Below are 14,231 nucleotides of genomic sequence, written 5' to 3'. Positions count from 1 at the left end.
ACCTCCGACGAAGATTAAAGCGAAGTTTGTACATTTGGTTAGTAAGCATTTTAACCAGGTTCTTTCACCGTTGCAGCCTATGCAAACCTCACGAACCTACCCCAATAACCTGTTACTGAACGGTGGTGAAATGGGCGACCTTATTCGGGCAACCGACTGGTCGCAGACTACCCTTGGTTCCATTGAGACGTGGCCCCTGTGCCTGCGTCTGGCCGTTCAACTGATGCTGGACAGCGACTTAAGCATGTATATGGTCTGGGGGCCGGATTTCACCCAAATTTATAACGATAGGTTTCGGCAAATTCTAGGTACGGAGAAGCATCCGGTCGCTCTGGGCAATAGCGCAAAAGATACATTTGCCGAAATGTGGGACCGGCTCGAACCTATACTGAACCGCGTTTTAGAAGGCCAGCCGTTCGGAGCACAGGATATGCTGGTTAATCTCAATCGCAATGGCATCTCCGAAGACTGTTATTTTACGTTCTCCTACACGCCCCTGCGCGATGAAGCCGGACAGATACAGGGCATTCTTGTTTCCGTTACCGAAACGACCCAAACGGTCCGTGCGCTCCAGCGCGCTGGTGAATCGGAACGGCAGTTGTATAACCTCCTCGCCCAGATTCCCGTAGCCATTGCCATCTTTCGGGGCCCAGCGCACATTATCGAACTAGCCAATGCGGCTCATTTAAAGCTGTGGAAACGTAAGGCCGAAGAAGTAATAGGAAAACCTTTTTTTGAAGCGGTGCCCGACGCGAAAGGCCAGGGCTATGAGGAGTTGCTCGGCTCCGTTTTACGCACTGGAGAACCCATTTACGCCTATGAACAGTCAGCCAATCTGACTCGTAACGACCAGGTACAAACCGTTTATTTCAATGTCGTATATCAGGCATTACGTGGCCTCGACGGTGATATTTCGGGCGTTGTCGTCATTACCAACGAGATTACTGAACAGGTAGAAGCCCGGAAAAAGCTGGAAGAAAGCGAAACGCATTTTCGGGAGTTAGCCAACCTGATGCCGCAAATTGTGTGGACTGCCCGACCCGACGGGCAATCGGATTATTACAACCAGCAGTGGTATGAGTTTTCAGGTTTAGAACAGAAAGCCGGAGGTCAGGATTGGTCGTTTATACTGCACCCGGACGATCGCAAGCGGTCTGCCGAAGCCTGGTACCACTGCATAAAGACGGGGGAGCCTTTTGCGGTTGAATACCGGTTTCACGATCGGCGTAACCCCGGTACGTATCGCTGGTTTCTGGGAAGAGCCACGCCCATTCGGGATGCCAATGGTAACATAACCAAATGGTTCGGGTCGGCCACCGACATTGACGATCAGAAACGATTGGCCGAGCTGCTGGAATCGCGTGTGTCAGAGCGCACGGAAGAGCTGAGTCTGGCCAATAACCGACTCGAACGCTCGAACTTCGATCTGATGCAGTTTGCTTCGGTAGCCAGCCATGACTTGAAAGAGCCGCTGCGCAAGATCCAGATGTTCGGCAACCTGCTGCGTTCAACAGCTGACGAAAAGCTGACGCCCACCGAGCGCGACTATTTTAATCGCATGATCAGCACCTCCAACCGCATGCAGGATCTAGTCGACGACGTATTGAATCTGTCGAAGTTGTCGAACCAGGCCATGTTCTATACCGAAACGGATCTAAACGCTGTGATTAGCAGTACCCTCGACGACCTGGAGATTACCATTCGGGAACGCGGGGCGACCATCAACGTTGGCCCATTGCCCACCATCGAAGCAAATACCGGACAGATCCGTCAGCTTTTTCAGAACCTGCTCAGCAACGCCCTGAAATTTCACAGTGCCGATCGGATGCCGGTGATTGCCATTCAGCAGGCCCCTCTTTCAGACCCTGAAGCCAGCCTGATACCGGTTCGTCCTGACAAGTACGTTTGTATTCAGGTAGCGGATAATGGCATCGGCTTCGACAAAACGTATCAGGAAAAGATTTTTGGTCTGTTCCAACGCTTGCATGGTGGGCGGTACCGGGGCACCGGTATAGGTCTGGCGATCTGCAAAAAGATTATCGAAAATCACCAGGGATTTATTCGGGCGGAAGGTACGCCCAATGTAGGGGCAACGTTCACCGTTACGTTACCCCTGAAGCAGGAATAATCAGGTCAGCAGATCGGGACGACGTAGGCGGGTCCGCTCCAGTGCCTGTTCGTGCCGCCACTCATCAATTTTAGCTTCGTGCCCCGACAGTAAAATATCGGGCACGCGATGGCCTTCAAACTCAGCCGGGCGCGTGTAAACCGGTGGGGCCAGTAAGTTATCCTGAAAGGAGTCGGTCAGGGCCGATGTCTCGTCATTGAGAACACCCGGCAACAATCGAATAATGGCGTCCGACAGCACCGCGGCAGCTAGTTCCCCGCCCGACAATACGTAATCACCAATGCTGATTTCTTTCGTCACAAATAGTTCCCGCGCCCGCTCGTCGATGCCTTTGTAGTGCCCACAGAGAATAATCAGGTTTTGACGTAGTGACAACGCATTTGCGGTTTGCTGATTTAAACGCGCGCCGTCGGGGGTCATATAAATGACCTCGTCGTAGGTACGAGCGTCTTGGAGCGAGCGGATGCAGCGGGCGATCGGCTCAATTTGCATAACCATACCGGCTCCACCACCGAAGGCATAGTCATCGACCCGCCGGTGCTTATCGGTGGTATAATCGCGCAGATCATGCACCACCACTTCTACGTAACCGCCCGTTTGCGCTCGTTGCAGAATGGAATGGCTGAAAAAACTGTCCAGCAGCCGGGGCAGGCAGGTGATAATATCAATCCTCATCGGTATCGTCAACGTCTCCGTCGATCTCTGGCTTTGCCTTACCGTCGTCTTCCATATAAATGGCCAGCAAACCTTCGGGCAGCGCTACGTTCAACTTCTGATTAGCCCGGTCCACCGTCCGGACGATGTCGCTGTTGATCGGAATCAACACTTCTTTACCCTGGTAATCCATTGCGATCAGATCCTGCGCGTTCATCGCGTATACGCCCCGTACAACCCCCAGCTCACCCGCTTCGGCGTCGACAACCTGGTAGCCGACGATTTCGTGGAAATAGAAGCGAGTCTCGTCCGTGATGGGTTCCAGTTCGTCCAGCGGCAGATATGCGCCACAGTTGATCAGTCGTTCGGCCTGTTCAATGGTATCCACATCCTCGAAAGCAATAATGGCCCGGCTCCCCTTCACAATAGCGATGGACTCGATGAAATAGGGGATCAACTCTCCTTTTACCTCCAGGAGAACGGACTCCAGATCAGCGTACTCGGAGGCATTATCGACATCTAAGAAAAGCACCAGTTCTCCGCTGACACCGTGAGTTTTGGTGATATGGCCAACTTGATAACAATCGTCTTTTGTCACAGTAGTAATAGGTATAAAAAGAGCCTGTCCAAAGTCGAACAGGCTCTTTAGTAACAGATTTAAGCAGAAAACTATTCCGCAGCCGGAGCATCCGTTGCAGGAGTCTCTTCGGTTGCGGGTGCTTCTTCAGCAGCTGGCGCTTCTTCTGCAGGAGCTTCAGCAACAGGCTCTTCTACTTTGTTTTTCTTGGCGATAGCCTCAGCGCGGGCTTCGTTCACCTTACGCTCAGCCTCCAGGCGAGCCGCACGGCTCTGCTCTTTAGTTTGCGACTTGGTTTCGGCAGCACCCGCTTTGCGGTTCTCTTTGTCTTCTTTCCAGGTATTGTATTTCTCATCAGCCTGATCCTGGGTGATGGCACCTTTGTTCACACCTACCTGCAGGTGTTTACGATACATTACGCCTTCGTGCGACAATACCGAACGAGCGGTGTCTGTCGGCTGAGCGCCAACCATGAGCCAGTAAACAGCCCGGTCCGACTTCAGGGCGACCGTCGAAGGGTCGGTGTTGGGGTTGTACGTACCGATTTTCTCGATAAACCGGCCATCGCGTGGAGAGGTTGATTCTGCCACTACGATGTCGTACATCGCCATCTTCTTGCGTCCACGACGCGCTAAACGAATTTTAACAGCCATTTGTGCTTGTAAGTTTTGATGAGGGACGCATCCCCCCTGTAAAACGTGGCCGCAAAGGTACGAAAAATAGTTGAGGCTTCCCTACTGATTTACAGTTTTTGTCTTCGTCCGAAAAGTGGCGTTCAAAGCAATCAGTCACGAACGCCCTTAAAGAGGGTTTTCGGCCTGATGCAAGGCGCATTTATTTACTTTCGTGCAGAGGAAATACCTTTACCTACCACGTAGAACGTTCAATACGTGTCGCCTTCTCTCCTAATACTGCCGCATGTCCCCCTAGCACCTGTATTAATGAGATTTGTGCCCTCACAAAACCCGTTTCAAATAGTTAACGAACAGGTGGAAAGAGAAGAATAATCGTTCAAAACTTGGCAGAGACCTACTGAAAAGGAACCATCATTTGTAGTCGATCCATATCCTTTCTTTAAGCAAGTGCAGTAAAATGAGGCTCACAATTCAATCAGCGCTACCTGATCCGTCGATTTCGCATTTTCTTCACAGCTTCTGGTTTCTGGAAAACAAGACTGGCAAAGATGTATCGGCAACTCTGCTGCCGAATGGAATGGTTGATCTGGTGCTGATGAGCGTAAATTCTGAATATTGGGAACTGTCGCTGAGAGGTATTGATACGGTACCTGGCCAGGTTACCATTGCAGCCAACACAACTATGTTTTCCATAGGACTGAAATTATTGGCTGTAGAATACTTGCTGGGCGATTCGGTTAACGATGTCTTGAACGAAGGAAGAAGTCTTACAAATGATTTCTGGCAATTTGAAGCAGGCGATGTGAGCAGTCTGGAAACCTTTTTAACGAAGGCCACCAAACGAATACAAACCATTACAACGGAGCATATTGATAACCGGAAGAAGAAATTATTCGATCTTCTTTATGCCTCTCATGGCTCAATACCGGTAGCCGAACTATCCAAAAACGCGTCCTGGAGTAGTCGGCAAATGAATCGGTACTTCAATCAACAGTTTGGGCTTTCGCTTAAATCCTATTGCACCATTCTCCGTTTCGCGGCATCGTTCAAACACATCAGCGAAGGCAGGCTTTTTCCTGAACAGAATTTCACCGACCAGAACCATTTCATCAAAGAAATCAAGAAATACGCTGGCGTTACGCCAAAAGAGCTGAGCAAGAATACAGATGGCCACTTCATCGACCTGGTGGCTATCAAAAACCTCCCTCCTTTAAACGGCTGATTTTTACTATTTCCTGTCTAACCTCCCCATCAATTTTGCATCGTCAATTTATAATGCAAAATCATGTTATTGAACAACAAAAGAGTAGCCATCATCGGTGCAGGCCCCGTTGGTCTGACCATGGCCAGACTATTACAGCAAAAGGGGATCGATGTACGAGTTTACGAACGAGACAAAGACGCGCAAACCCGAGTTTGGGGTGGCACGCTCGATTTGCATAAAGGTTCTGGACAAGACGCCCTGAACGCAGCAGGACTGCTGGAACGGTATTACGCCCTGGCGATACCCATGGGAAGAACCGTAGCGGATGAACAAGGCAACATCTTATTTTCTCAGATACCAACACCGGAAGAGCAATACGACGCTCCGGAAATCAACCGAAACGACCTTAGAAAGATACTGCTGGACAGCTTAACCAGCGATACGGTTGTCTGGAACAGAAAGTTTGCAGGGCTTGAGGAGCAGCATGGCGTGTGGGTGTTGCATTTTGACGATCAACCGGACGCAAGTGCCGATTTTGTGATCGGGGCTAACGGCGGCATGTCGAAAGCGAGACGATACGTAACGGATGCCGAAATTGAGTATACGGGTACGTATATCATACAAGGTGAAGTCGCTCAACCCGAATCAACATGTCCGGAGTTCTACCAGTTCTGTAACAACACCATATTAATGGCAGCCAGCCGGGGCAATCTACTGGTAGCGAGTCCAAGAAACAACGTATTGAGTTACAACGTAATATTCAAAAAGCCAGCAGAATGGAGTCAGGAGACCAGCCTAAACTTCCAGGATACGGACAGCATTAGTACGTTTCTTTCGAATAGATTTTTAGACTGGCATGATTGCTACAGACAATTATTCCAGGCAACCTCTTTTTTCGTTGGGTTGCCGACCAGAAGATTACCGTTGGTTTTCCCCTGGAAAACGAACCGGCCGCTACCTATAACGCTGATCGGAGATGCTGCACACGTAATGCCCCCTTTCGCCGGCCAGGGTGCGAATATCGGACTGCTGGACACCTTAATTTTAACCGATAATCTGACTAACGGAGAATTTGGGACGCTCGAAGCGGCCATCGACGATTACGAACAAAAAATGATCGTTTATGCCACCGAAGCCCAACTTGAAACAAGCCAGAATGAAATACAGATGCTTCGTCCCGACTTTTCGTTTCTTCAATTTATTGAGTAGCCACGCAGTCACTACGTAGAAGGCAATTCTAATAACTTCAAAACGCTGCCGATGAAAAGCGTTTTGCCACCCACACCACTCTTAAACGAAAACCAGCTTTTTGAACCAGCAGCACTCAATCGTTGCTGGTTCAAAAAGCTGGTTTATAACTCCATACCTAAAAAGCCCCTATCTAATCCAGACCTATAAGCCGGGTTCTGTCCATCAGCAGATGCTGACTGGCTTATCATTTATCTGGGATGCCGGTCACCCGACACCTCGTTCGACCTACCCGCGTCGGTGTTGGCCCTGGTGGACCGCTGGCGACGAGCAGCCGCGCGTCCGACGCTTATTTGGTCTTTCAGCCCTTAAGGGTTGCCGTGCCCCGTTGGTCACCCAACGAGCGGTGGGCTCTTACCCCACCGGTTCGCCCTTACCTTCTTAATCAGTGAATGAGTGATTGAGCGAATATATTCAGTTTTGCTGCCAATTCGCTCAATCGCTCATTCACTAAATAATTTTGGCGGTATGTTTTCTGTTGCCCTGTCTGTCAGCCGATCGTCGCCAATCGACTGCCTTCCCGTTAGGAAGTAAGGTGCTCTGCGCTGCCCGGACTTTCCTCGCCCGATGTCTCGGACGCGATAAGCCAGCCTGAGCTAGTTAGGGACGACAAAAGTACACATTTAGGCGGTACCGTCGGCAACGTTATGCCTCCTAATGACGATCCATAACCGTTTCTTACTGTAGGCCGTCAACCTTCACATCAATACGACCACGGGCATTCACAACGGCTAGCAACGCCGTGGGCGTCAAATACACCTGGTCGGGCTTAATCTCGTCGATACGTCCATTTACAACGATTCCCTTCGCCACCTGATTATTCTTAAGCCGATCCTGCAACAATTTTTGCATATCGGCCAGTTGCGAACCAACCGGAATAGACAATTGCTTTTCGAGCGTTCGGGCAAACGTACCCTGCAAGAGCCAGCTAGCTGATCGTTGCAAAATATTTTTCGTATCCAGATCGTAGGTTAGGTCTTTGAGCGAAATGGTCTGGTCTTTAGCGTCGTAATACGGACGCCCACGCAGGTAAATATCGCCACTGATCGTGCCTTTCAACCCCGCCTTAATAATCAGGTTGTCGTTCTGACCGTACAGGTCCATGTTCGTGATCGTAATCGCATAGCGGTCATTGTTGAATTTGAACGTCTTACCAACGAACTCTTCAGCAGCCAGTTTCGCAGCCTCCGGATACGTAGCTTCACTCAACAGACCAATCTGAAAATTATCGTTTACTTTCGAAACAACCGTCAGATCAGGCAGCGATACCGCCGGACGTACATCCGGTTTGGCTCCGGTAGTGGTAAGCGTATAGCCCTCGATACCGATAGTCGAACGAATAAACCGCCCTTCAAAGCGCAGCGGAGTGATCAACACCCGCTTGGGTACTACCTGTAAGTAGGTGCGGTATTTTTCCGAGATCAGATACGGCTCCCGAAGTGTATTCCAGGCTTTCAGGACGGGCGTTTTCAGGTCTACGTTACGACGTACCTGCTGGTCGATGGCTTTGGTAATGGTGCCCATGTTTTTATCAATCATCCGACTGACAAAACTTGTAATGGGAATATTTACGCCAACCACACTCACCGTGGGCCGACGAACCCACCCGTAGCCATCGGCCTGCGTCTGCGTACTTACGGACCAGTCTTTGTCGAGGTCGAATCTGGTTTTAAACCGCAGGTCGATCTCGAACTCGGTTTCTTTATACTGCGTAAGGCCCAGAACCGATATTCCTGCTTTCGCCCATATTTTTAGCGGAACCGTAAACTGAAACAGACTGTCTTCGGCGCTGACCAGAATGGTACCGCGCTTCCAGACTTTCGCCATGAAATTATCCCGATTGTTATCTTCCAGGCTATTGTCCTCGTAAATAAGCCCGTTGATCTGCGCGTTAATTTGCCGCTCCACATCACTCAGGGCAATGGCTACGGGCACATGGGCGGTAGACAGAAAACGTTCGTTACGGACTTCCATTTCAGAGGTAGAATAGGTTTCTTTGGGTGCCTTCGGATTGATTCGGCTGGTAGATGACTGACAACCTGCCAGCATAACTACCCAAAAAGAGAACACAAACCAAGAACCCCTATTTAATCGTAACCTTGGTGGCACCATAGCCAAATTTTTGTTTCTGCGCGTCTTCAAAAAACCGTACGTTTGGATGCTGCCCCAGACGTTTGTGCAACTCCGTCCGCAAGGCCCCACTGCCAATGCCGTGAATAAACGTAATGTCGTTCATGCCGGTCGCAATGGCGTTCTCCAGCGCTTTTTCAAACGTATCGAGTTGAAGCTTCAGGAGATCAGCCGGGTTCCGGTTCGCGGTCCCCTTGGGCAGCAAAGCCTCAATGTGCAGATCCACCACCGCCGATGGTCGCTCCACCGATAAGGCAGTCGCTTCGGCTTTAGGCTTCAGCATTTCGGCTTTCAAGTCTTCAGGACGTATCGTAGTCGGCCGGGATTGCGCCGACCGATTGCTGGAAGGGCTAGTCGCCTGCGACGGATCCATCGCTTCGCCATCCAGTTGCGTCATGAAGCCGGGCTGGTTGAGAACCGGCACCGACGTCTTGTTCTTGAAGAACGTAGCGGCCCGCGCTTTAAACCGCTTCACTAAAGGTTGCCGCAGCGATGCCTTTCCAGACCTGAACCACAAGCCCTGCACCACAAACGTTGGCCAGTCTTCAAATTTGGCGTGGGCGTAGAGCTCATTCGTTTTTTGCTGTGACTTGGGTTTGAGCACCCCGCTTTGCAATCCGATGAACTGCACGCCCCCTCCTGCCGCGGCCGATTCTTCACCCAATACGTACGGGAATTCCCAGTCGGTGTTATTCACCAGATGCAGCGTGTATTCGCGGTCGTTTACCGGCACGAAAGCCAGGTAAATACCCTGGTTCGACAGGATCGACTGCGTTGGGGTTGCCGCTGGCTTCTGCGGGGCGTAAGCGCTGGTTTTCAGTAACCGCTCAGCCTCTAACGGTGAAACCGGTACCAGCTCCGATTGCATAACGGGAATCCGAAAGCCGTCTTCTATTTCTATTTCTATCATGTTTCCGGCCAAGAAGCGGGTAATCACTCCTTGCTCCTTAGCCCGCAACAACCGAACTCGATCGCCAATATTCATACGTAGTCAATAAATCAATTAGATTGTATAGTACAACACGAAGTCAACGCATTTCGATTTCTCAAAAGTACAATTTGACTGCCTAAAAGCGCTACGTAGCCAAAATCATCAACAGACTTTCTGTAGTTAAGAACTGGTAAAGGCCTGATCAACGTAACGTTGTCATAAAAGGTAGTCTCCGAATTCCGGTACGCTCTCAAAAAATATGGGCAAATCCTCAAACGGATTTGCCCATAGATAACGTAACAGACAAGCCAGCAGGAGCCAGCGATCAGCCAACCTAGTAGCCGCCGTAGAATTTACGCAGGCCCCACTCAATTGCCGCCATGGTCAGCACGACAAAGAACAGCCACCGCCAGTTGATAATCTCGTTCATTTCTTCGTTGCTCGTCAGACGGGCGGGACGGGTTTGACTGGTCAGGTTACGCACTAACTCATCCACACGATTTGGTCCGTAAAACTGACCACCCGTTTGTTGAGCCAGTTGCCGGAGCAAACCGTGGTCGGCCGTTGTGTTCAGGGCTTCGATTTGCAGATCGCGCACTACAAACTGACCAGCCGACTGTTCGGCCCGGTTGTTAACCGTAACGCTGGCCCGGAACCGGTAAGCCCCTTCGGGTAGCCGACTAATTTCGAAGCGGCTGTTCGTGGTCGTGGGCATGTAATTATATGTTCGGGTCAGGCCTTTTTCATCGCTGATTTCAAGGCGAACTGGCTTATCGTACACCCGCTCATAGATGTCGTTATACAGCTCGGTTTCGAATATGACCTTCTCCCCGGCCACGAACTCATTCCGGATTGGATACACCCGCAGTTTACGCCGGTCTTCTTTCACCGATATAAGCTGAATGACTTTCTGAACCAACTCATCGACTACGTCCTGCTTATCGGTCAGAGCATACTCTTCGAGTCGCCAGCCCCAAAGACCTTCGCCCGCCAGTACGGCGGTTTTACGGGGGCCTGCTATGTTCAAAGCTAGCAACGGCTTGGTCGTACGCACAGTACCCACCTGCTGCCACAGCACCACTTCGCTGCCCGGCTGTAGCCGAAACTCGCCATAAGGAACCAGCATTGGTGGCAGCTTGGCCAGCAGGGCAAGCCGCTCCTGGTCCAGGTTAAGTTGCCGGAATTCCGGATTAAACACGCCCGTTACCTTATCACTCTGATTGGGCTGAGCCGTTACCTGCATCACCGAATTCGACGTATTGAACGGCCCCAGCGACGACTGATTACCCAATACAAACAGAACGGGCGTGTTTTTGGCCAGATACCGCTGAATCATGGCATTGCCTACCCCACCGTTGTCGGGAATCTGATGCAGAATAATCAGATCATACGTTTTATCGGCCGGTGTACGGTCCGCCGATGCGGTTGCCTCGGTCGGCGTACCCGTTAGGATACGAATGTCCAGTTCATAGTTCTGGTTCTTTTCCAGAATACTACGTAACGCTTTTAGGTCAGGATGGGGCGATAAGGCTAACAGTAAGACCTTCTCTTTGCCATCGATCACATCGAGGTAAACATCCTGCCGGTTGTTACGGGTACTGAATTCGCCCGGCTGTGGCAACACCTCAACGACGTAATGCTGAACGCCTTTCTGGGTGGCCGTTGCCTGGAATGTTAGCTGGTTAAACGTATCGTTCCGCCCAAAGCTTACGGACTGCCGACCGAGTTCTTTGCCATTCTGCCGCAGCACCACCGTAGCCGTTTTGCCCTGGAATCCGTTGCTGACCACTTCAGCCTGCACCGGAAACTGATTACCCAGGTAAGCGATGCGGTTCACCGTGATGCCTTTCAGTTGAATGTCCCGCTTCGGAATCGTATCGCCCAGTCCCACCGTTTGCACGGCAAAGGGGTATTGACCAAACGTAGGCGAAAGTCCCTGATTAAAAATCCCGTCCGATACCAGCACGACGTCAGTTAGGTTTCGGCCTTCATAGTCGGAGCGGATACTGGATAGCAGTCCCGATAAGTCGGTGGTGCGCCGGGTAAACGGAATCTGCGTCAGATCAGCCTCGGTAACGGTGTCACTGAGCGTACGTACCGAAACGTCCAATCCTTTATCGACAAGCTGCTGCCGAATCTGCTGCAAGCCCGCCAACGTCCGGTTCAGAGCAGGCCGACCTGCGGCTGCTACCGACTCGGAGTTGTCGACCGCCAGAACAACCTTGGGCTTTTCAGTGAAGGTACGCAGGCTGCGAATGAGCGGATTCAACAGCAGAAAGCAGAGCAGGCTTACAATGATAAATCGCAGAGCAGCCAGCCCATACGTAGTACGCCGGTCAAATCCGCCTACGGTAGCCCCGCCGACTAACTTCGGAAGCGGCTGATACATGGCAAACGCATAGACGGCCCCTACCAGCAGGCACACCAGAATCCACCAAGGCGAGGATTGAAAAGTAACATTCATGTACGAAGTGCGATAGGCGACTTACGATTTACTGACGCACGTATTTCCACCGTACCTCGTAACCCAAACCATAAATCAAAATTATTACGTTAACATACCGCCATCTACCTGCAGTACCTGACCGGTAATGTAGCGGGAAAGGTCGGAAGCCAGAAAAACGGCACAATCGGCAACCTCATCGGGTTGGCCACCCCGTTTCATTGGGATCTGCTGCTTCCATTCTTCAACGGCTTTTTCGTTTATTTCACCGGTCATTTCAGTCTCAATAAATCCGGGGGCAATGGCGTTGGACCGGACGTTACGCGATCCTAACTCAAGGGCTACCGACTTGGTAAATCCAATTATACCGGCTTTTGACGCTGCATAATTGGCCTGCCCTGCGTTACCCCGAATCCCAACGACCGAAGTAAGGTTTATGATTGACCCTGCTTTCGCCTTCATCATCGGCTTGATAGCCGCCTTTGTGAGGTTAAAGACCGACTTTAAGTTAACGTTAATAACGGTATCCCATTGTTCTTCCGACATCCGCATTAACAGGCCATCTTTTGTAATACCCGCATTGTTGATCAATACGTCCAGCTTACCGAAGTCAGTGATTACCTGATTAATCAGTTCTTCGGCCGCTTTATGGTCTGACGCATCCGACCGGTAGCCTTTTACCTGACCGCCAAACGCCCGCAGTTCTTCTTCCAGGGCCTGGCCTTTTTCAACACTCGATAGATACGTAAACGCCACTGCGGCCCCCTCCTGCGCAAACTTCTGAGCCATGGCCCGTCCAATCCCGCGCGACGCGCCGGTAATCAGCGCAACTTTTCCTTTCAGTAAATCCATTTTTGATTAGATAATGAACAAAGGATAACATAAGTACAAAGAATAATACGCCAGTACTACTGCTGGGTACGCTTTCTCTAACTTAGTTATCAACAGGGCCAAAAATAAGGCTTTGCCCGGAAACGGCAAGGTGGCCTAGCCTTACTTAAAGGCGTAACGGACGGCAAAATTACCCGTTAGTTCCGCCGTAATGTTGGCACTCCAGGCATCATTAATCGGGCCTCCTTTCATATAATTAAACGATACGTTAGCCAGCGAGGTTTCGACGATGAACCGTTGCCCGGCCATGTACGCCAGCCCTAAATTAAGTCCAGCGCCAAAGTTGTTGACTTTCTCATCAATGGTAGTAAACGACACCAGCGTATAATTGGCACTCACTCGGGTGTAGGGTGTTAGACGCGTCGAAGACCAGTAGCGCTGGTAATAAGGCGATATGCCTATGTTCCAGTTCGTGACTGATTGACCACCGGGCTCCGTTTTATATGTACCGATTGATACGGGTACACTGATACCCAGCAGGCTATTCTTTTTGACAAAGAATCCGACTGAAGGATTTAGGGCGTACGTAGTATTGGCCAGACGCACACTTGTTCTAGGACTGGTTTGATCTTGTTTAGTTGTTTGGCTGGAAACCGAGAAACTACCTTCCAGCAACCAGCGTCCTTTGTCTGTTTGTGGATTGGCTTGCTCACGTGGTACACTAGCTCGTCGGCCGGGGCCTGTCCAGTACACTAATCCGACATTCACTCCAGCTACTCTAAACGGAATTGATGTAGTACTGGCTACGAGTTGCAACCCCAGTCGATTCGTCAGCAAGTAATTTAGTCCTCCCTCAAAATAAGGATCAACTGAGACACCAGTTAAGCGCTGCTGGACAAAAACGGGTTGTCCATCATTAGAGACCAAGTCGGTTTGCCGCGACCCCGTCACACCGATGGTAAGCCCGGCCCCGGCGAAAAAGTGAACCGGATCGAACCGCCAATACCGACGAACGAAGGGAGTAATGGACGACCTGACAGTGCTGTTATTGATGAAAGGCTCACCAGGTAAGCCAGCAGGTTTTGTTTTCAAAAACGTTGTATTGACCGTTGTCGACAGCCCCATTAACCAATTATTGGCAAAAAAATGTCCGGCCGTAAGGTTGAGACCGGGTGCAATTGAGCGGTTACTATTATTCGCTTTCGAGTAATCTACAGAAACAGTGCCGCTAATAATGCCATTGCTTTTTTCAGTTTGTGCCCAACCAGCGCTAGCTAAAAACAGCCCAATCACTATCAGTACGTATTTTTTCATTGTGTTGATTAAAAATTACGGCAATTATACACGTCTGGATAGGAAGTTACTTCACACTACGTCCTAAAATTTCTTTCCTGTCTTCTGGTTTAATCATGCTATAATCCAAGACTGTTGCTTAACTTTCTGCGCACTC

Annotated in this window: 11 protein-coding genes and 1 other RNA gene; 3 read left to right on the top strand and 9 right to left on the bottom strand. The window is 50.5% G+C overall.

Going from position 1 to position 14,231, the window contains the following annotated elements:
• Positions 1-79: 79 nt before the first annotated feature.
• Entirely contained in the window at positions 80-2,128 is a 2,049-nt protein-coding gene (locus ACYVIY_RS07215; RefSeq protein ID WP_460975628.1) for a PAS domain-containing protein, read from the top strand.
• On the opposite strand, the gene trmD is transcribed toward ACYVIY_RS07215, so the two are convergent.
• The 3 genes from trmD to ACYVIY_RS07200 all read right to left on the bottom strand — a co-directional run bounded on the left by trmD (position 2,129) and on the right by ACYVIY_RS07200 (position 4,012).
• Entirely contained in the window at positions 2,129-2,803 is a 675-nt protein-coding gene (trmD, locus tag ACYVIY_RS07210; RefSeq protein ID WP_460975627.1) for a tRNA (guanosine(37)-N1)-methyltransferase TrmD, read from the bottom strand.
• A complete protein-coding gene (rimM, locus tag ACYVIY_RS07205) occupies positions 2,793-3,380 on the bottom strand; it encodes a ribosome maturation factor RimM (protein WP_460975626.1) in 588 nt (195 codons plus the stop codon). The genes trmD and rimM overlap by 11 nt, the downstream gene beginning before the upstream one ends.
• Positions 3,381-3,451: 71 nt before the next feature.
• Positions 3,452-4,012: a 30S ribosomal protein S16 gene (locus ACYVIY_RS07200; protein WP_460975625.1), complete on the bottom strand. Its 561-nt coding sequence runs from the start codon at positions 4,010-4,012 to the stop codon at positions 3,452-3,454.
• Between the two features lie 439 nt (positions 4,013-4,451).
• Between ACYVIY_RS07200 and ACYVIY_RS07195 the strand changes: the two genes are divergently transcribed.
• Both ACYVIY_RS07195 and ACYVIY_RS07190 read left to right on the top strand, forming a co-directional pair.
• Complete coding sequence (locus ACYVIY_RS07195) at positions 4,452-5,216, top strand: DUF6597 domain-containing transcriptional factor (RefSeq protein WP_460975624.1); 765 nt, start codon at positions 4,452-4,454, stop codon at positions 5,214-5,216.
• Between the two features lie 63 nt (positions 5,217-5,279).
• Positions 5,280-6,407 carry an FAD-dependent oxidoreductase gene (locus ACYVIY_RS07190; RefSeq protein WP_460975623.1) on the top strand — a complete coding sequence of 376 codons (1,128 nt, stop codon included), beginning with the start codon at positions 5,280-5,282 and terminating at the stop codon, positions 6,405-6,407.
• A gap of 170 nt (positions 6,408-6,577) precedes the next feature.
• Here ACYVIY_RS07190 and rnpB read toward each other — a convergent pair.
• The 6 genes from rnpB to ACYVIY_RS07160 form a co-directional block, all read right to left on the bottom strand.
• Positions 6,578-7,044, bottom strand: an RNA gene (rnpB, locus tag ACYVIY_RS07185) — RNase P RNA component class A.
• 80 nt (positions 7,045-7,124) lie between these two features.
• Positions 7,125-8,516, bottom strand: coding sequence for a DUF4403 family protein (locus tag ACYVIY_RS07180; RefSeq protein ID WP_460975622.1), 1,392 nt, complete (start codon positions 8,514-8,516; stop codon positions 7,125-7,127).
• A 13-nt stretch (positions 8,517-8,529) separates the two neighbouring features.
• On the bottom strand, positions 8,530-9,561 hold the full coding sequence (locus ACYVIY_RS07175; protein ID WP_460975621.1) for a Smr/MutS family protein: 1,032 nt from the start codon (positions 9,559-9,561) through the stop codon (positions 8,530-8,532).
• A gap of 280 nt (positions 9,562-9,841) precedes the next feature.
• Entirely contained in the window at positions 9,842-11,971 is a 2,130-nt protein-coding gene (locus ACYVIY_RS07170; RefSeq protein WP_460975620.1) for a VWA domain-containing protein, read from the bottom strand.
• Positions 11,972-12,055: 84 nt separating this feature from the next.
• Positions 12,056-12,802 (bottom strand): 3-oxoacyl-[acyl-carrier-protein] reductase, encoded by a 747-nt coding sequence (fabG, locus tag ACYVIY_RS07165; protein ID WP_460975619.1) that lies wholly within the window; start codon positions 12,800-12,802, stop codon positions 12,056-12,058.
• Between the two features lie 141 nt (positions 12,803-12,943).
• Entirely contained in the window at positions 12,944-14,095 is a 1,152-nt protein-coding gene (locus tag ACYVIY_RS07160; RefSeq protein ID WP_460975618.1) for a hypothetical protein, read from the bottom strand.
• Positions 14,096-14,231 lie beyond the last annotated feature (136 nt).

The organism is Spirosoma knui (genome assembly GCF_054780635.1).
Note: the sequence above shows the minus strand (reverse complement) of the source record. Positions and strands in the feature narration are given on the sequence as shown.

Coding starts and splice junctions, on each gene's coding strand:
- ACYVIY_RS07215 (WP_460975628.1), top strand. CDS start 80: ATGCAAACCTCACGAACCTACCCCAATAACCTGTTACTGAACGGTGGT.
- trmD (WP_460975627.1), bottom strand. CDS start 2,803: ATGAGGATTGATATTATCACCTGCCTGCCCCGGCTGCTGGACAGTTTT.
- ACYVIY_RS07200 (WP_460975625.1), bottom strand. CDS start 4,012: ATGGCTGTTAAAATTCGTTTAGCGCGTCGTGGACGCAAGAAGATGGCG.
- ACYVIY_RS07195 (WP_460975624.1), top strand. CDS start 4,452: ATGAGGCTCACAATTCAATCAGCGCTACCTGATCCGTCGATTTCGCAT.
- ACYVIY_RS07190 (WP_460975623.1), top strand. CDS start 5,280: ATGTTATTGAACAACAAAAGAGTAGCCATCATCGGTGCAGGCCCCGTT.
- ACYVIY_RS07175 (WP_460975621.1), bottom strand. CDS start 9,561: ATGAATATTGGCGATCGAGTTCGGTTGTTGCGGGCTAAGGAGCAAGGA.
- ACYVIY_RS07170 (WP_460975620.1), bottom strand. CDS start 11,971: ATGAATGTTACTTTTCAATCCTCGCCTTGGTGGATTCTGGTGTGCCTG.
- fabG (WP_460975619.1), bottom strand. CDS start 12,802: ATGGATTTACTGAAAGGAAAAGTTGCGCTGATTACCGGCGCGTCGCGC.
- ACYVIY_RS07160 (WP_460975618.1), bottom strand. CDS start 14,095: ATGAAAAAATACGTACTGATAGTGATTGGGCTGTTTTTAGCTAGCGCT.